Origin of the sequence: Enterobacter cloacae complex sp. 6730903, from assembly GCF_048283985.1 — a bacterium.
Taxonomy (GTDB): Bacteria; Pseudomonadota; Gammaproteobacteria; order Enterobacterales; family Enterobacteriaceae; genus Enterobacter; species Enterobacter hormaechei_C.
On sequence record NZ_JBLVXX010000009.1, the window covers coordinates 59,306 to 74,864 of the forward strand.

General features: G+C 57.4%; 18 protein-coding genes. 9 read left to right on the top strand and 9 right to left on the bottom strand.

The features are described from left to right. The first annotated feature begins 27 nt into the window (after positions 1-27). From ACNQ0W_RS06760 to dolP, 4 genes are read left to right on the top strand one after another with little or no spacing between them, the layout of a single operon-like run. On the top strand, positions 28-2,166 hold the full coding sequence (locus ACNQ0W_RS06760; RefSeq protein WP_062933411.1) for a penicillin-binding protein activator: 2,139 nt from the start codon (positions 28-30) through the stop codon (positions 2,164-2,166). Further along, on the top strand, positions 2,124-2,519 hold the full coding sequence (locus ACNQ0W_RS06765; protein ID WP_062933412.1) for a YraN family protein: 396 nt from the start codon (positions 2,124-2,126) through the stop codon (positions 2,517-2,519). Before ACNQ0W_RS06760 ends, ACNQ0W_RS06765 begins: the two co-directional genes overlap by 43 nt. A gap of 21 nt (positions 2,520-2,540) precedes the next feature. Next, positions 2,541-3,131, top strand: coding sequence for a DnaA initiator-associating protein DiaA (diaA, locus tag ACNQ0W_RS06770; RefSeq protein WP_003861754.1), 591 nt, complete (start codon positions 2,541-2,543; stop codon positions 3,129-3,131). 9 nt (positions 3,132-3,140) lie between these two features. Continuing rightward, complete coding sequence (dolP, locus tag ACNQ0W_RS06775; protein ID WP_006812102.1) at positions 3,141-3,716, top strand: division/outer membrane stress-associated lipid-binding lipoprotein; 576 nt, start codon at positions 3,141-3,143, stop codon at positions 3,714-3,716. Positions 3,717-3,766: 50 nt separating this feature from the next. On the opposite strand, the gene ACNQ0W_RS06780 is transcribed toward dolP, so the two are convergent. Both ACNQ0W_RS06780 and ACNQ0W_RS06785 read right to left on the bottom strand, forming a co-directional pair. Beyond that, positions 3,767-4,804 (bottom strand): permease, encoded by a 1,038-nt coding sequence (locus ACNQ0W_RS06780; RefSeq protein WP_047051229.1) that lies wholly within the window; start codon positions 4,802-4,804, stop codon positions 3,767-3,769. A gap of 40 nt (positions 4,805-4,844) precedes the next feature. Further along, complete coding sequence (locus ACNQ0W_RS06785; RefSeq protein ID WP_023304489.1) at positions 4,845-5,489, bottom strand: NAD(P)H-binding protein; 645 nt, start codon at positions 5,487-5,489, stop codon at positions 4,845-4,847. Between the two features lie 128 nt (positions 5,490-5,617). Between ACNQ0W_RS06785 and ACNQ0W_RS06790 the strand changes: the two genes are divergently transcribed. Then, on the top strand, positions 5,618-6,136 hold the full coding sequence (locus ACNQ0W_RS06790) for a type 1 glutamine amidotransferase domain-containing protein (RefSeq protein ID WP_015571965.1): 519 nt from the start codon (positions 5,618-5,620) through the stop codon (positions 6,134-6,136). Here the strand turns inward: ACNQ0W_RS06790 and ACNQ0W_RS06795 are convergent. Next, positions 6,116-6,550, bottom strand: coding sequence for a YhbP family protein (locus ACNQ0W_RS06795; protein WP_003861766.1), 435 nt, complete (start codon positions 6,548-6,550; stop codon positions 6,116-6,118). The two genes, ACNQ0W_RS06790 and ACNQ0W_RS06795, sit on opposite strands and share 21 nt — an antisense overlap. A gap of 14 nt (positions 6,551-6,564) precedes the next feature. Between ACNQ0W_RS06795 and ACNQ0W_RS06800 the strand changes: the two genes are divergently transcribed. Beyond that, positions 6,565-6,894: a GIY-YIG nuclease family protein gene (locus ACNQ0W_RS06800; RefSeq protein ID WP_074135735.1), complete on the top strand. Its 330-nt coding sequence runs from the start codon at positions 6,565-6,567 to the stop codon at positions 6,892-6,894. Here ACNQ0W_RS06800 and ACNQ0W_RS06805 read toward each other — a convergent pair. Together ACNQ0W_RS06805 and ubiT are read right to left on the bottom strand one after the other, a co-directional pair. Next, on the bottom strand, positions 6,881-7,384 hold the full coding sequence (locus ACNQ0W_RS06805; protein ID WP_032649650.1) for a GNAT family N-acetyltransferase: 504 nt from the start codon (positions 7,382-7,384) through the stop codon (positions 6,881-6,883). The genes ACNQ0W_RS06800 and ACNQ0W_RS06805 overlap by 14 nt on opposite strands. Continuing rightward, a complete protein-coding gene (ubiT, locus tag ACNQ0W_RS06810; protein WP_062933414.1) occupies positions 7,378-7,902 on the bottom strand; it encodes a ubiquinone anaerobic biosynthesis accessory factor UbiT in 525 nt (174 codons plus the stop codon). Before ubiT ends, ACNQ0W_RS06805 begins: the two co-directional genes overlap by 7 nt. Positions 7,903-8,123: 221 nt before the next feature. On the opposite strand from ubiT, the gene ubiU reads away from it, so the two are divergent. The 3 genes from ubiU to ACNQ0W_RS06825 all read left to right on the top strand — a co-directional run bounded on the left by ubiU (position 8,124) and on the right by ACNQ0W_RS06825 (position 11,091). Beyond that, positions 8,124-9,119, top strand: coding sequence for a ubiquinone anaerobic biosynthesis protein UbiU (gene ubiU, locus ACNQ0W_RS06815; RefSeq protein WP_003861773.1), 996 nt, complete (start codon positions 8,124-8,126; stop codon positions 9,117-9,119). 7 nt (positions 9,120-9,126) lie between these two features. Beyond that, positions 9,127-10,005, top strand: a complete 879-nt coding sequence (locus tag ACNQ0W_RS06820; protein WP_062933415.1) for a U32 family peptidase — start codon at positions 9,127-9,129, stop codon at positions 10,003-10,005. Between the two features lie 78 nt (positions 10,006-10,083). Next, a complete protein-coding gene (locus ACNQ0W_RS06825; RefSeq protein WP_062933416.1) occupies positions 10,084-11,091 on the top strand; it encodes a luciferase-like monooxygenase in 1,008 nt (335 codons plus the stop codon). A gap of 84 nt (positions 11,092-11,175) precedes the next feature. Here ACNQ0W_RS06825 and mtr read toward each other — a convergent pair whose 3' ends face one another. The 4 genes from mtr to nlpI form a co-directional block, all read right to left on the bottom strand. Beyond that, the gene (gene mtr, locus ACNQ0W_RS06830) at positions 11,176-12,420 is read right to left on the bottom strand and encodes a tryptophan permease (RefSeq protein ID WP_006812114.1); all 1,245 of its coding nucleotides are present in this window, start codon (positions 12,418-12,420) and stop codon (positions 11,176-11,178) included. 142 nt (positions 12,421-12,562) lie between these two features. Then, positions 12,563-14,458, bottom strand: a complete 1,896-nt coding sequence (locus ACNQ0W_RS06835) for a DEAD/DEAH family ATP-dependent RNA helicase (RefSeq protein ID WP_003861780.1) — start codon at positions 14,456-14,458, stop codon at positions 12,563-12,565. Beyond that, positions 14,451-14,531 (bottom strand): protein YrbN, encoded by an 81-nt coding sequence (yrbN, locus tag ACNQ0W_RS06840; RefSeq protein ID WP_097397692.1) that lies wholly within the window; start codon positions 14,529-14,531, stop codon positions 14,451-14,453. Before yrbN ends, ACNQ0W_RS06835 begins: the two co-directional genes overlap by 8 nt. A gap of 107 nt (positions 14,532-14,638) precedes the next feature. Beyond that, positions 14,639-15,523: a lipoprotein NlpI gene (gene nlpI, locus ACNQ0W_RS06845; RefSeq protein ID WP_003861782.1), complete on the bottom strand. Its 885-nt coding sequence runs from the start codon at positions 15,521-15,523 to the stop codon at positions 14,639-14,641. Positions 15,524-15,559: the final 36 nt, after the last annotated feature.

Here is a 15,559-nt window from a genome sequence, read left to right on the forward strand (position 1 = left end):
TTGCGTAAAAAAATCACTGGATACAGTATGGTACCGTTAACGTTTCTTCGAAAAAAAGCCGCGCACAGCGTGCCCCTCCTGCTGGCAGCCCTGATCTTTACCGGCTGCGGCACCCAGGCACCTGACCAGAGCACTGCTCATATGCAGGGATCCGCTCAGGCTGATTCTGGCTTTTATCTGCAACAAATGTCGCAGAGTACAAATGATACCAGGATCAACTGGCAATTACTCGCCATTCGTGCACTGCTGAAAGAAGGGAAAACCCAGCAGGCCGCCGAGCTGTTCAGCCAGCTGCCGCAGGATCTTAACGACACTCAGCGCCATGAGCAGACGCTGCTGTCGGCAGAACTGAAGGTCGCGCAAAAAGATTACGACGGCGCGAAGAAGATCCTCGGCACCATCGATCTCAGCACGCTGGATAAAAACCAGCAGGCCCGTTTCTGGCAGGCCGGTATCACCGCTGAGCAGGGTCGCCCTTCCCTGACGCTACTCCGCGCGCTGATTGCCCAGGAGCCTCTGCTCGCGGGTGCGGACAAGCAGAAAAATATTGACGCAACCTGGCAGGCGCTCGCCTCCATGACCCAGGATCAGGCCAAAGCGCTGGTCATCAACGCCGATGAAAATGTCCTGCAAGGCTGGCTGGATCTGCAACAGATGTGGTTCAACAACCGCAGCGATCCGAACATGCTGAAAGCCGGCATTACCGACTGGCAAAAGCGTTACCCGCAAAATCCGGGAGCGAAAATGCTGCCAACGCAGCTGGTGAACGTGCAAAACTTTAAGCCCGCCTCCACCAGCAAAATCGCCCTGCTGCTGCCGTTAAACGGCCAGGCAGCGGTATTTGGTCGCGCCATTCAGCAAGGTTTTGAAGCCGCGAAAAACGGCACTACCGCTGTCAGCGGCAGCGCGGTTCCGGCGCAGGCTGCACAGGCGGCGAATGTGAATGACGTTGTCAGCCCGTCCGCCGCCGAAACCAGCGACCTGACCACCGCGCAAACCCCTGCGCAGGGCACCATGCAGAATCCGGTTACTGCCCCAACGACGCAGCCTGCTACCCCAGCGCCTGCGGCAACACAGGCCCCTGCTGAAACACCGGCGCCCGCGACGGCAGAACAACCTCAGCCGCAAACCGCGCAGCCGGAACAGCAGCCAGCAGCCCAGCCGCAGGCTGTGGCCACCACCAGCGCTAACCCTGGTGCAGAGTTGAAAATCTACGACACCAGCGCCCAGCCGCTTGACCAGGTGCTGGCGCAGGTTCAGCAGGACGGGGCCAGCATCGTTGTCGGCCCGCTGTTGAAAAACAACGTGGAAGCGCTGATGAAGAGCAACACCACGCTGAACGTGCTGGCGCTTAACCAGCCTGAGCAGGTTCAGAACCGCGCCAATATCTGTTACTTCGCCCTCTCTCCGGAGGATGAAGCCCGCGATGCGGCTCGTCATATTCACGAGCAGGGTAAACAGGCGCCGCTGCTGCTGATCCCACGCAGCACGCTGGGCGATCGCGTCGCCAATGCCTTTGCCGATGAGTGGCAGAAGATCGGCGGTGGCGTGGTGCTGCAACAGAAATTCGGTTCCGCCTCAGAACTTCGCGCTGGCGTCAACGGCGGCGCAGGTATCGCCCTTAACGGCAGCCCGGTCAGCGCCAGCCTGCCGCAGCAGCAGAGCGTCACCATCGGCGGTCTGACGATCCCGGCACCACCTACCGACGCGCAAATCAGCGGCGGCGGTAAAGTGGATTCGGCATACATCGTCGCTACCCCGGAAGAGATCGCCTTTATCAAACCGATGATCGCCATGCGTAACGGCAGCAAGAGCGGCGCAACGCTCTACGCCAGCTCACGCAGCGCACAGGGTACCGCAGGCCCGGATTTCCGTCTGGAAATGGAAGGACTGCAATACAGCGAGATCCCCATGCTGGCAGGCAGCAACCCGCAGTTGATGCAGCAGGCGCTGGGCGCGGTGCGCAATGACTATTCCCTGGCGCGTCTGTACGCGATGGGCGTTGATGCCTGGGCGCTGGCAAACCACTTCACCCAGATGCGTCAGGTACCGGGCTTCGAGCTTAACGGGAATACCGGCGATCTGACCGCCGATCAGGATTGTGTGATTAACAGGAAGTTATCATGGCTCAAATACCAGCAGGGGCAGATTGTCCCGGCCAGTTAAGCCGTAAACAGACCGGCGACGCGTGGGAGTTAAAGGCGCGCCGCTGGCTTGAAGGCAAAGGACTGCGCTTTGTCGCCGCTAACGTTCGCGGGCGCGGCGGCGAGATTGACCTGATCATGAAAGACGGTCAGACCATCGTGTTTGTTGAAGTTCGCTACCGACAGTCGTCCCGTTTTGGCGGTGCTGCCTCCAGCGTGACGCTCGCCAAACAACAAAAATTATTACAGACTGCCCACTTGTGGCTTGCCCGCCATAATGGGAGTTTTGATACTGTGGATTGCCGTTTCGATGTGGTAGCCTTCACCGGAAATGCGATCGACTGGCTTAAAAACGCGTTTGGCGAAGACGCATAAATAAGATTTTAAAGGGATACCGTGCTCGAACGAATTAAAGTGTGCTTCACAGAAAGCATTCAAACGCAGATTGCCGCGGCGGAAGCCCTTCCGGACGCGATCTCGCGTGCAGCGATGACGCTGGTTCAGTCGCTGCTCAACGGCAACAAAATCCTCTGTTGTGGCAATGGCACGTCCGCCGCCAACGCACAGCATTTTGCTGCCAGCATGATCAATCGCTTCGAAACCGAGCGCCCGAGTTTACCTGCCATTGCACTAAACACCGATAACGTGGTCTTAACTGCGATTGCCAACGATCGTCTGCATGACGAAATCTACGCCAAGCAGGTGCGCGCCTTAGGCCATGCCGGAGACGTGCTGCTGGCGATCTCCACGCGCGGTAACAGCCGGGATATCGTTAAAGCGGTTGAAGCGGCAGTGACCCGGGATATGACGATTGTCGCCCTGACCGGTTACGACGGCGGTGAGCTGGCTGGCCTGCTGGGGCCGCAGGATGTGGAGATCCGCATTCCTTCGCACCGTAGCGCCCGCATCCAGGAGATGCATATGCTCACGGTGAACTGCTTATGCGATCTGATCGATAACACGCTTTTCCCTCACCAGGATGATTAAGGAGTTCTCATGAAGGTTTTATCGGCCCTTGCAGTCGTAATGTCTGCATTACTGCTTCAGGGATGCATCGCTGCCGCTGTCGTCGGCACCGCAGCGGTCGGCACCAAAGCAGCGACCGATCCGCGTACCGTTGGGACGCAGGTGGATGACGGTACGCTTGAGCTGCGCGTAAACAGTGCGCTGTCGAAAGACGAACAGATCAAGAAGGAAGCACGCATCAACGTGACGGCTTATCAGGGCAAAGTGCTGCTGGCAGGCCAGGCGCCAAATCCTGAACTCGCCTCGCGCGCCAAACAGATCGCGATGGGTGTGGAAGGCACGGCGGAAGTGTTTAACGAGATCCGCCAGGGCCAGCCGATTGGTCTCGGCACCGCGTCATCTGATACCTGGATCACCACCAAAGTGCGTTCCCAGCTGCTGGGTACCGACCAGGTGAAATCCTCAAACGTGAAAGTGACCACGGAGAACGGCGAAGTGTTCCTGCTGGGTCTGGTGACGGAACGTGAAGGGAAAGCGGCGGCGGATATCGCCAGCCGGGTGAGCGGCGTGAAGCACGTCACCACCGCCTTTACTTACATTAAGTAATTCCCACCTGGCTACAGGCCCGGTAAGCGCTAGCGCCACCGGGCTTTTTTTCACACAAGCGCCATACTCCCCACAATCACTCCGCTCAACGCCACCAGCCCCGCAGTCAGCCACAGCGCTTTCGCCGGGAATGACTTACGCAGCATGATAAGCGACGGCAGGCTCACCGCCGGCAACGTGATGAGCAGCGCCAGCGCCGGTGCGGTCCCCATACCGGCCATCATCATGGTCTGAATAATCGGGATCTCCGCCGCGGTTGGGATCACAAACAGGCACCCGGCCACCGCCATCGCAATCACCCACATCAGCGTGTTGTCGATAGCGCCATCAGCATGCGGGAACAGCCAGACGCGCGCCGCCCCCAGCACCAGTACGGCCAGGATATAGACCGGAATGGTGCTCCAGAAAAGCTGCCACAGCGCTTTGCCCCAGCGAGCAAAGAAACTGCCCTGCGGCTCGCTGACGTCCAGCTCAACGGAGGCAGGCCCGGCCTCGTTGTCTTTCACCAGGTGCTGCACCAGCGTAGCGACAAGCACCACCGTCAGCAGGCCAGCCGCCAGACGGATAAACGCGAAATGCCAGCCGAGAACGAAGCCCATAAACACCAGCGTTGCCGGGTTCAGCAGGGGGTTACCCATCCAGAAGGCAAGCGCGCCGCCCATCGACACGCGCTGTCGGCGCATACCCGCCGTCACCGGTGCGGCGCAGCAGGAGCACATCATGCCCGGCAGGGAGAAAATCGTCCCCAGCAGCGTGCCCTGCAAGCGCGGCTGTCCCAGGGTTTTCACCAGCCAGTTACGCGGGATAAGTACCTGAATCAGCGAGCCCAGCAATACGCCCAATACCGCCGCTTTCCAGACGGCAAGAAAATAGACCATGGCATAATCCCACGCCGCGCGTAGCGGGCTGGAATCGGCCTGCGCGAGAATCGATTTACCGATGCTGTGGGTGTCGGCGGCGGTGAAGGCTTTACCGTAGTACGGCTGCCATTTCACATACCAGAGGCCAATGATGACCACGAGAAAGAAGAGTGCGGGCTTCCACCACTGAACAGGTGTTGCCGCCTGAGATGAAGACTGACCAGTCATACCATTCCCCGGAAGGTGTTATTTAATAAGCTGGGGAAGTTTACGCCTCGCCCTGCGCGATTTCACGCAGTTTTGCCGAAGGGATAATATTAACCCCCTCCTGCGACGGAGCCAGCGCCTCTTTTAGCATCGCCAGCGCGACATCCCGTGCCTCGATGGACTTCCAGTTACCCGGCAGAATGCGAAACAGCGGAGCGAAAAAAGACTCGTTAAAACGACGTTCGTCACGGTGCCCCATCAGCATGGAAGGCCGCGCGATGGTCAGGCGCTCCCATTTCTGCGCGATTAACGCCTCTTCCATTTTGCCCTTCACCTGGTTGTAAAAAAACGGCGAGCCTGCGTTCGCGCCGTGCGCGCTGACCACCAGGAAATGTTTTGCGCCCAGCTTTTTCGCCGTCAGGGCGGTATCCACCACCAGCGTGTAATCCGCATGGACAAAAGCTTCTTTACTGCCCGCTTCCCGTCGGGTGGTGCCAAGGCAGCAAAAGGCGATATCAATGGGATCCTGCACCTGCGCCAGCGCGTCGGTGAGCTGTGGATCGTGCGGGTTATAGACGCCGGTGATATCCAACAGCGGGCGACGTGTCGGGGCGGCGATATAGTTAATATGCCGATCCTGGATCAGCAGCCGCAGCAGATGTCCACCCACCAGCCCGGTTGCGCCGGTAATCAGTACCTGACTCATCTTATCCCCTTTACAGAATTGTCCGTTTGCGTTCTGGGCCTGCTCTACCACACTTAAAAGTCTGTTACCGGTAAGTATTTACCACAAACGGGAAAAAAACAGTCTGAAGCGAAAACAACGGAGGAAGCATGGGTAAAAAAATCGCAGTCTTGATTACCGACGAGTTTGAAGATTCAGAATTTACGTCGCCAGCAGAGGCATTCCGCAAGGCGGGCCACGAGGTGGTTACCATCGAGAAAGAAGCGGGGAAAACCGTGAAGGGCCATAAGGGCGAAGCCAGCGTGACCATTGACGAATCCATTGATAACGTCAGCCCGTCGGATTTCGACGCCCTGCTGTTACCGGGCGGCCATTCACCGGATTCCCTGCGCGGAGACGAGCGTTTCGTCACCTTTACCCGTGACTTCGTCGGCACCGGTAAACCGGTATTTGCCATTTGCCACGGTCCGCAGCTGCTGATCAGCGCCGAGGTGGTACGCGGGCGTAAGCTCACCGCGGTGAAGCCGATCGTTATCGATCTGAAAAACGCGGGAGCCGAGTTTTACGATCAGGAAGTGGTGAACGATAACGATCAGCTGATCACCAGCCGTACACCGGACGATCTGCCGGCGTTTAACCGCGAAGCGCTACGCCTGCTCGGCGCGTAACCAGTGCAGCTTTTTGCCAAAGCCCAGGGTGTTGTCGGTAAATTTCAGCTCATCAAGGCGTATTTCCCACACCGGGGCTTTTAGCGCCGCAGCCACTGGGAAGCGGCGCGTATAGCGTTTACGTTGCGCGTCGCTCTCCTCCCCTTCCAGGCGACGAATTTCGCCTTTGAACTGGACCCCGCGGATCAGCGCAACGGTTTTAGGCTGACCGTTTACCGTGCCCGCCACTTTTGCCTGCTGGCCCGTCATCTGCGCATGCCGCGTTTTATCTTCGCTCATCACGTAAAAGGCCACGCGCTCGGGATCGTAGTAATAAAAGGCATTTGCGCACCACATCTCCTCGTCTTTACAGACGCACCAGGTCACGACATGCTGCTTTGCCAGCCAGCGGTTAATGGCGGCCAGTGTTTCCATTTTCGCTCTCTCTCATGCTATGGTGCGTTCACCTTAACATACTGAATCTGTTTACCGTGTGCTGGTTTCTCTATCTTGTCCGAACCGCTGATAACGCACTCTACACCGGGATCACTACCGATGTGGCACGGCGTTTTTTACAACATCAATCGGGGAAAGGGGCGAAAGCACTGCGGGGGAAAGGTGAACTTCAGTTAGCGTTTTCAGCCGCCGTGGGCGACAGATCCCTGGCGCTCAGGCTGGAATACCGCATCAAGCAGCTGACGAAGCGCCAGAAAGAGCGTCTCGTCAACGGGGACGGCTCTTTCGAGGCGCTACGCGAAAGCCTGCTTAAAAACGATTGAAATGATCGTGGTACTCCACCAGACCGGTAACGCCGTCGAGCGCATCATCCGCCAGAGGATGCACCAGGAAAGATGTTTCCGTGCCCGGCCAGTGGCAGCGCAGATCGTATCTGGACGCTGGCTCAAAACCTAAACGTTCGTAGAACGCCGGATCGCCCAGAACGACGACAGCGGCATAGCCAAATTCATTCAGTGAATCCAGCCCTTCATAGACCAGCTGGCGCGCCAGGCCCTGGCCACGGTAGTTTTCATCCACCGCCAGCGGCGCCATGCCGACCCACTGTAACTCTTCACCCTGCACAATCACCGGGCTGAAGGCCACGTAGCCGACCACCTGCCCTTCATCGTCAGTGGCAACCAGGCCCAGCGTAATCAGGCCATCTTCGCGAAGATCGTGAACCAGTTGGGCTTCGGCGTCGCCTGCAAAAGAGCGGCGTAACAACGCATCGATACCCGGCGCATCAATCCCAATTTCGACTCGAATCAGCATGGCTCACCTACTGAAGTGTGTTTACTGTCCGGCGGGGTTTTTAGCCCGGCCTCAACGAAATCTGCCATTTGCATCAACATCATACGCAGCGCTTTCGGCATCTGCTCCAGATCAATGGCATCCATTAAATTTTTGACGTACAGACCGAGCTCCGTGTCGCCTTCGATCACCAGACGGCGCTGGAAGAAGAGGGTGTCCGGATCCTGTTTGCGCGCGGCGATCATCAGCAGATCGCTGGCATCCGCGCTAAAGCTGACATCCGCCTCGGCGGTTTCACGGACGATCAGCCGATCGTTCTCAACGGAAGTAAACCAGCGCAACCCGATATCGCGCACTTCAATCTTTAACCAGCGGCCTTCCAGAAACTCCAGCTCACCGTCCTGTAGCGCCTGGCGGAACTGCCAGCTCAGTACCTGTTCCAGCACCTGGCGTTTAAGCGCGAACGGCGCCAGTTTTACCGGCACGCTCAGCATTGATGGACCAAATTGTACGAGACGTGAACGCAGTTTATCCAGCACGAGCTTTACTCCCTGATAGCTATAGTCCTGCTATTTTGCCATATCCCGACAAGAAGATAGCGGCGTAAATCAACAAACCGTTGTCCGGTATACCTCATTATTGGTGCCATCAATACGCCATTAGCTGCCTTAAATCAAAAATTGTCGCGTATGGGTTAATTAAAATCCCAGCTCGTTAACATTTTTTACGATCCCTGCGATCGACAACATCGGGATAAATTATGGAGCTGCTCTGCCCTGCCGGAAACCTTCCGGCGCTTAAGGCGGCCATCGAAAATGGGGCCGATGCGGTCTATATCGGGCTGAAAGATGATACCAACGCCCGCCATTTTGCGGGTCTTAACTTTACGGAGAAAAAGCTTCAGGAAGCCGTTAACTTCGTTCACCAGCACCGGCGCAAACTGCACATCGCCATCAATACCTTTGCCCATCCTGATGGCTATGCCCGCTGGCAGCGCGCCGTGGATATGGCGGCCCAGCTGGGCGCCGATGCGCTGATCCTGGCCGACCTCGCCATGCTTGAGTATGCGGCAGAACGTTATCCGCATATTGAGCGCCACGTCTCTGTTCAGGCATCGGCCACCAATGAAGAGGCCGTGCGTTTTTATCATCGACACTTTGACGTGGCTCGCGTGGTGCTGCCGCGCGTGCTCTCTATTCATCAGGTTAAGCAACTGGCGCGCGTCACGCCAGTGCCGCTGGAGGTTTTTGCCTTCGGCAGCCTGTGCATCATGGCCGAAGGCCGCTGCTATCTTTCTTCCTATCTCACCGGGGAATCGCCAAATACCGTCGGCGCCTGCTCGCCTGCCCGCTTCGTTCGCTGGCAGCAAACGCCGCAGGGACTGGAGTCACGCCTGAATGACGTGTTAATTGACCGCTATCAGGACGGTGAAAACGCGGGCTACCCGACGCTGTGCAAAGGCCGTTATCTGGTGGACGGCGAGCGCTACCACGCACTGGAGGAGCCCACCAGCCTCAACACGCTGGAATTGCTGCCGGAACTGCTGGCCGCCAATATTGCCTCGGTGAAAATCGAAGGCCGCCAGCGCAGCCCGGCCTACGTGAGCCAGGTGGCGAAGGTGTGGCGTCAGGCCATCGACCGCTGCATGGCGGACCCGCAAAACTACGCCCCGCAGGCGGCATGGATGGAGACGCTCGGCGCGATGTCCGAAGGCACCCAAACCACGCTCGGCGCGTATCACCGTAAATGGCAGTGAGATAATCATGAAATATTCATTAGGGCCGGTGCTTTACTACTGGCCAAAAGAGACGCTGGAAGATTTTTACCGGCAGGCGGCTAACAGCAGCGCCGATGTGATTTACCTCGGCGAAGCGGTATGCAGCAAGCGCCGCGCCACCAAAGTGGGCGACTGGCTGGAGATGGCGAAAAACCTGGCCGGCAGCGGCAAGCAGGTGGTGCTCTCGACGCTGGCGCTGGTACAGGCGTCCTCTGAACTGGGCGAGCTGAAGCGCTACGTCGAAAACGGTGAGTTCCTGCTGGAGGCGAGCGACCTGGGCGTGGTGAACCTGTGCGCCGAGCGTAAGCTGCCGTTTGTCGCCGGACATGCACTGAATTGCTATAACGCCGTGACCCTGCGCCTGTTGCTCAAACAGGGGATGACCCGCTGGTGCATGCCGGTTGAGCTCTCCCGCGACTGGCTGGCCAACCTGCTCACACAGTGCGACGAACTGGGCATTCGCAACAAGTTTGAAGTAGAGGTCCTGAGCTACGGGCATCTGCCGCTGGCCTACTCTGCCCGCTGTTTCACCGCACGTTCCGAAGATCGCCCGAAAGACGAGTGCGAAACCTGCTGCATTAAGTACCCGAACGGACGCAGTATGCTGTCGCAGGAGAATCAGCAGGTGTTTGTTCTTAACGGCATTCAGACCATGAGCGGTTACGTCTATAACCTCGGCAACGAACTGGCGTCAATGCACGGGCTGGTGGATATGGTGCGGCTTTCGCCGCTTGATACCGGTGTTTTCGCCATGCTGGACGCCTTCCGCGCCAACGAAAACGGCGCCTCGCCGCTGCCGCTGACGGCAAACAGCGACTGCAACGGTTACTGGCGACGTCTCGCCGGGCTGGAATTGCAGGCGTAAAAAAAGCTCACTTTGTTAACAACGGTTATCATTTTTTAATGCAGTATTAAAGATTGACCGTCGACAAAGTGAGCTGTTATGACTGACAAAACCATTCCGTTTTCGGTGCTGGATCTGGCGCCGATCCCACAAGGCTCCTCGGCCAGAGAAGCCTTCACGCACTCTCTCGATCTTGCTCAGCTTGCCGAAAAGCGCGGCTATCACCGCTACTGGCTGGCGGAGCACCACAATATGGTGGGCATCGCCAGCGCCGCCACCTCGGTGCTGATTGGCTATCTGGCGGCGAATACCACCACTCTGCACCTGGGCTCCGGCGGTGTGATGCTGCCGAACCACGCTCCACTGGTGATTGCCGAGCAGTTCGGGACGCTGAATACCCTCTATCCGGGCCGTATTGATCTAGGGCTTGGCCGCGCGCCGGGCAGCGACCAGCCGACCATGCGCGCCCTGCGTCGCCATATGAGCGGCGATATCGATAACTTCCCGCGTGACGTGGCGGAGCTGGTGGACTGGTTTGACGCGCGGGATCCGAACCCGCACGTGCGTCCTGTGCCGGGGTACGGGGAAAAGATCCCGGTATGGCTGTTAGGCTCAAGTCTGTACAGCGCGCAGCTCGCCGCTCAGCTGGGGCTGCCGTTCGCGTTCGCTTCCCACTTCGCACCGGATATGCTGCATCAGGCGCTGCATCTTTATCGTACGCACTTCAATCCGTCTGAACGTCTGGAGAAGCCGTATGCGATGGTGTGTATCAATATCATTGCCGCCGACAGCAACCGCGACGCGGAATTCCTGTTTACCTCTATGCAGCAGGCGTTTGTGAAGCTGCGTCGCGGTGAGACGGGCCAGCTTCCGCCGCCGGTAGAGAATATGCATCAGCTGTGGTCGGCTTCCGAGCAGTATGGCGTGCAGCAGGCTCTGAGTATGTCGCTGGTGGGTGATAAGGCGAAAGTGCGTCACGGGCTGGAGGCGGTGCTGCGTGAAACGCAGGCGGATGAGATTATGGTTAACGGCCAGATTTTCGATCACCAGGCGCGTCTGCATTCGTTTGATTTGGCAATGCAGGTGAAAGAGGAGTTGGTGGGGTAGTTTTTTGCCGGATGGCGGCTTCGCCTTATCCGGCCTACGCGATCCTTGTAGGCCCGGTAAGCGTAGCGCCACCGGGCTTTCTGTTTACTGATACACAGGCAACAGGTTAAAACTCGACAGCACGTGGACCACCGCGTTGCCGATACCAAATACCAGAATCAGCGCAATCATCGGCTTTCCGCCCCAGACGCGGAATTTCGGGCTGCCGAAGCGCTTACGTGATTTGCGCGCCAGCAGCGCCGGTACAATCGCCGCCCAGATGGTGGCCGCCAGTCCTGCATAGCCGATGGCGTACAGGAAGCCGTTCGGCCACAGCAGGCCGCCCACAATCGGCGGCAGGAAGGTCAACAGCGCGGTTTTGAAGCGCCCCATCGCAGAGTCATCAAAACCAAACAGATCCGCCAGATAGTCAAACAGACCCAGCGTCACGCCGAGGAATGAGCTCGCCACCGCAAAGTTCGAGAAGACCACCAGAAGCAGATCCAGGCTGCGGCTGTTCAGCACGCCGCTCAGCGCCTGTACCAGCACATCAATGTTACCGCCCTTCTGCGCAATGCCGATAAATTCCGGACGCGGGATGTTACCCATCGTCCCCAGCAGCCAGATCACATACAGCCCCAGCGCCAGCAGCGTGCCGTAAACCAGGCATTTCACGATGGTGCGCGGATCCTTGCCGTAGTACTTCATCAGGCTCGGTACGTTGCCGTGGTAGCCGAACGACGCAAGACAGAATGGCAGCGTCATCAGCAGGTACGGCGTGTAGGAGGTGTTCACTTCCGCAACGTTAAACAGCGTGGCCGGCGTGACATGCCCCAGCAGGCTGCCGAAGGTCAGAAAGAAGGTGATGACCTTTGCGCCCAGCACGATCGCCGTCATGCGGCTGACCGCTTTGGTGCTCATCCAGACGATAAACGCCACGCCCAGCGCGAAGCAGAGACCCGCCAGACGCGCCGGAACATTCAGCGACATCTCTGAGAAGGTGTGATGCAGAATCGACCCGCTCGCTGAAATGTACGCGTAGGTCAGGATGTAGAGTACAAACGCGATGGACAGCCCGTTCACCAGGTTCCAGCCTTTGCCCAGCAGATCCCGGGTGATGGTGTCGAAGCTGGAGCCAATGCGGTAGTTCAGGTTTGCTTCAAGGATCATCAGCCCGGAATGGAGCATGCAGAACCAGGTGAAAACCAGCGCCGCCAGCGACCAGAAGAACCACGCACCGGACATGACCACAGGCAGGGAAAACATCCCGGCACCAATGATGGTTCCGCCGATGATCACCACGCCGCCAAGCAGCGAAGGTGACGTTTGGGTGGTGGTTAGTGTTGCCATGCGGCCTTATCTCCAGTGAAAAATGTGGTTCTGCATTTTAGTGTGTTGCACTGTACCAGTACAAGAGTACAAAAGGAATAAAAAAAGCCCCGATAGCAACTATCGGGGCTGTATATTTTACTTTACGTCAGAAGCGAAAGGCTTACGCGTCACCGAAACGACGACGGCTGGCGCCTTCTTCACGGCGTGGACCACGGTTTTCGCGGCGCTCGCCGGAGAAACGACGGCCTTCACCACCGCGACCTTCGCTGCGACCGCCTTCACGACGCTCGCCACCGAAACCGCGACCACCGCCACGACGTTCGCCGCCACGGTCAGGACGTGGCTGTGCATCGCCCAGCAGCTGCATGTTCATCGGCTTATTCAGGATGCGAGTGCGAGTAAAGTGTTGCAGTACTTCGCCCGGCATGCCTTTTGGCAGCTCGATGGTGGAGTGGGAACCGAACAGCTTGATGTTACCAATGTAACGGCTGCTGATGTCGCCTTCGTTAGCGATCGCGCCAACGATGTGACGAACTTCAACACCATCATCACGGCCCACTTCAATGCGATACAGTTCCATTTCGCCAGCGTCACGACGCTCGCGACGTGGACGGTCTTCACCACCACGCTCTGGACGGTCACCGCGTGGACCACGGTCGTTACGGTCGCCACGACGTTCGAAACGATCGTCACGGTCACGGAACTCACGCTTAGGACGCATCGGCGCATCAGGTGGCACGATCAGGCTACGTTCGCCCTGCGCCATTTTCAGCAGTGCTGCGGCCAGGGTTTCCATGTCCAGCTCTTCGCCTTCAGCAACAGGCTGGATCTGGGACAGCAGCGCACGGTACTGATCCAGATCGCTGCTTTCCAGCTGCTGCTGTACTTTCGCGGCGAATTTTTCCAGACGGCGTTTGCCCAGCAGTTCTGCGTTTGGCAGCTCGGCTTCTGGAATGGTCAGCTTCATGGTGCGTTCAATGTTACGCAGCAGACGACGCTCGCGGTTCTCAACGAACAGCAGCGCACGACCCGCGCGACCCGCACGACCGGTACGGCCGATACGGTGAACGTAAGACTCGGAGTCCATCGGGATGTCGTAGTTAACAACCAGGCTGATACGCTCAACGTCCAGGCCACGTGCTGCCACGTCGGTTGCAATCAGGATGTCCAGACGACCGTCTTTCAGACGCTCCAGAGTCTGCTCACGCAGGGCCTGGTTCATGTCGCCGTTCAGCGCTGCGCTGTTGTAGCCGCTACGCTCCAGGGCTTCAGCCACTTCCAGGGTCGCGTTTTTGGTACGAACGAAGATAATCGCCGCATCAAAATCTTCCGCTTCCAGGAAACGCACCAGCGCTTCGTTTTTGCGCATGCCGTATACAGACCAGTAGCTCTGGCTGATGTCCGGGCGAGTGGTCACGCTGGACTGAATGCGCACTTCCTGCGGCTCTTTCATGAAGCGGCGGGTAATGCGACGGATCGCTTCTGGCATAGTTGCAGAGAACAGAGCGGTCTGATGACCTTCCGGGATCTGCGCCATGATGGTTTCTACGTCTTCGATGAAGCCCATACGCAGCATTTCATCGGCTTCGTCCAGTACCAGGCCGCTCAGTTTAGAGAGGTCCAGGGTACCGCGCTTCAGGTGATCCAGCAGACGGCCCGGCGTACCGACAACAATCTGTGGACCCTGGCGCAGGGCGCGTAACTGCACGTCATAACGCTGGCCGCCGTACAGGGCTACCACGTTTACGCCGCGCATATGTTTAGAGAATTCCGTCATAGCTTCAGCAACCTGAACAGCCAGTTCACGGGTTGGAGCCAGGACGAGGATCTGCGGCGCGCGCAGGTCCGGATCAATGTTGTTCAGCAGCGGCAGCGAGAATGCTGCGGTTTTACCGCTACCAGTCTGGGCCATGCCCAGCACGTCACGACCAGAAAGCAGGTGTGGGATACACTCAGCCTGGATCGGAGATGGTTTTTCGTAACCCAGATCGTTAAGGGCTTCAAGGATAGGAGCCTTCAGGCCCAGATCTGCAAAAGTGGTTTCGAATTCAGCCATGTAGTACAAGTGCCTCGATATTAATGGCGGCCAGTCTACTTAGCTCATCGTGAAAATGATTAGCAATTTTCATTGAAAAGTGTGAACCGGCTCAAATTAGGTGTATTGACGAACAACAACGCCCTCACCAGTGAAGGTGATGGCAATCAAAAGATTACGGGCTGATGTTTATGTCGTCAGCTATTGCTGGTCCGATTCTGCCAGGTCGTCTTGCTCCTGGCCCAAGAGCGATAATTCCAACAATGCATAACGGTGCTCAACGAAGTTATGTACGTTGTTAGCAACCGCTAATTTGAACAGTGCCGTAGCGCTGTCCATATCCCCCAGACTTAGGTAGTACTTACCTAAATAGAAGTTGGTTTCACTGAGATGCTCAGCGAGCGAGGTGTTATCCGTTGCGTCCGCCTTGAGGCGTTCCATCAGCGTTGCTTCGCTAATGTTGCCCAGGTAGAACTCGACAATGTTCCATCCCCACTGTTCCTTGTCCGATTTCTCGAAGCGCTGTTTCAGTGCTTCTTTGGCCTGCTTCTCATCGAGCTTCTGCTCAACGATGTAAAGCCACAGGCTGCGGAAAGGATCATTAGGATCGTCTTGATAAAACGCCAGCAGATCATCTTGCGCTAACTTATCACGACCGCCGTAATACAATGCGATACCGCGATTCAAGTGCGCGTAGTTGTAAGTTGGATCAAGCTCAAGTACAGAATCAAACGCTTCATAGGCAGCATCAAAATTGCCTGCCTGCGTTAAATAAATGCCTAAGTAATTGAATACTTCAGGCATATCAGGTCGAATCGCCAGCGCTTGTGAAAAATCATTTCGCGCCAGTGCCCTCAGACCGAGACTATCATACAACACTCCGCGCTCATATAAAAGCTGTGCGCGTTCGTCATCGGTTAAAGCCCGACTGGCAAGTATTTGTTCCATGCGTGCCAGAATGACTTCCTGCTGCAAAGTCGGTTGCAATGGCACTGCGAGGACTTCGCTCTTACGCCAGGCAGAGTTGCTGCATCCTGCCAGCGTTAAAGCTGTCGCAACGAAACACCAGCGCAAAAAAGGCTTCATTTCCCACTCCCGAAGACAACTATTGGATGAACGTCC

What these genes read in the sequence shown, in the direction of transcription:
- mtr (WP_006812114.1), bottom strand. Translation starts at nt 12,420, where the DNA reads ATGGCAACACTAACCACCACCCAAACGTCACCTTCGCTGCTTGGCGGC.
- ACNQ0W_RS06760 (WP_062933411.1), top strand. Translation starts at nt 28, where the DNA reads ATGGTACCGTTAACGTTTCTTCGAAAAAAAGCCGCGCACAGCGTGCCC.
- ACNQ0W_RS06805 (WP_032649650.1), bottom strand. Translation starts at nt 7,384, where the DNA reads ATGCTGATTCGAGTCGAAATTGGGATTGATGCGCCGGGTATCGATGCG.
- ACNQ0W_RS06780 (WP_047051229.1), bottom strand. Translation starts at nt 4,804, where the DNA reads ATGACTGGTCAGTCTTCATCTCAGGCGGCAACACCTGTTCAGTGGTGG.
- ACNQ0W_RS06800 (WP_074135735.1), top strand. Translation starts at nt 6,565, where the DNA reads ATGCTATGGTGCGTTCACCTTAACATACTGAATCTGTTTACCGTGTGC.
- ACNQ0W_RS06835 (WP_003861780.1), bottom strand. Translation starts at nt 14,458, where the DNA reads ATGGCTGAATTCGAAACCACTTTTGCAGATCTGGGCCTGAAGGCTCCT.
- ACNQ0W_RS06785 (WP_023304489.1), bottom strand. Translation starts at nt 5,489, where the DNA reads ATGAGTCAGGTACTGATTACCGGCGCAACCGGGCTGGTGGGTGGACAT.
- ACNQ0W_RS06795 (WP_003861766.1), bottom strand. Translation starts at nt 6,550, where the DNA reads ATGGAAACACTGGCCGCCATTAACCGCTGGCTGGCAAAGCAGCATGTC.
- yrbN (WP_097397692.1), bottom strand. Translation starts at nt 14,531, where the DNA reads ATGAAAATTGCTAATCATTTTCACGATGAGCTAAGTAGACTGGCCGCC.
- ACNQ0W_RS06765 (WP_062933412.1), top strand. Translation starts at nt 2,124, where the DNA reads ATGGCTCAAATACCAGCAGGGGCAGATTGTCCCGGCCAGTTAAGCCGT.
- ACNQ0W_RS06825 (WP_062933416.1), top strand. Translation starts at nt 10,084, where the DNA reads ATGACTGACAAAACCATTCCGTTTTCGGTGCTGGATCTGGCGCCGATC.
- ACNQ0W_RS06790 (WP_015571965.1), top strand. Translation starts at nt 5,618, where the DNA reads ATGGGTAAAAAAATCGCAGTCTTGATTACCGACGAGTTTGAAGATTCA.
- dolP (WP_006812102.1), top strand. Translation starts at nt 3,141, where the DNA reads ATGAAGGTTTTATCGGCCCTTGCAGTCGTAATGTCTGCATTACTGCTT.
- ubiU (WP_003861773.1), top strand. Translation starts at nt 8,124, where the DNA reads ATGGAGCTGCTCTGCCCTGCCGGAAACCTTCCGGCGCTTAAGGCGGCC.
- ACNQ0W_RS06820 (WP_062933415.1), top strand. Translation starts at nt 9,127, where the DNA reads ATGAAATATTCATTAGGGCCGGTGCTTTACTACTGGCCAAAAGAGACG.
- nlpI (WP_003861782.1), bottom strand. Translation starts at nt 15,523, where the DNA reads ATGAAGCCTTTTTTGCGCTGGTGTTTCGTTGCGACAGCTTTAACGCTG.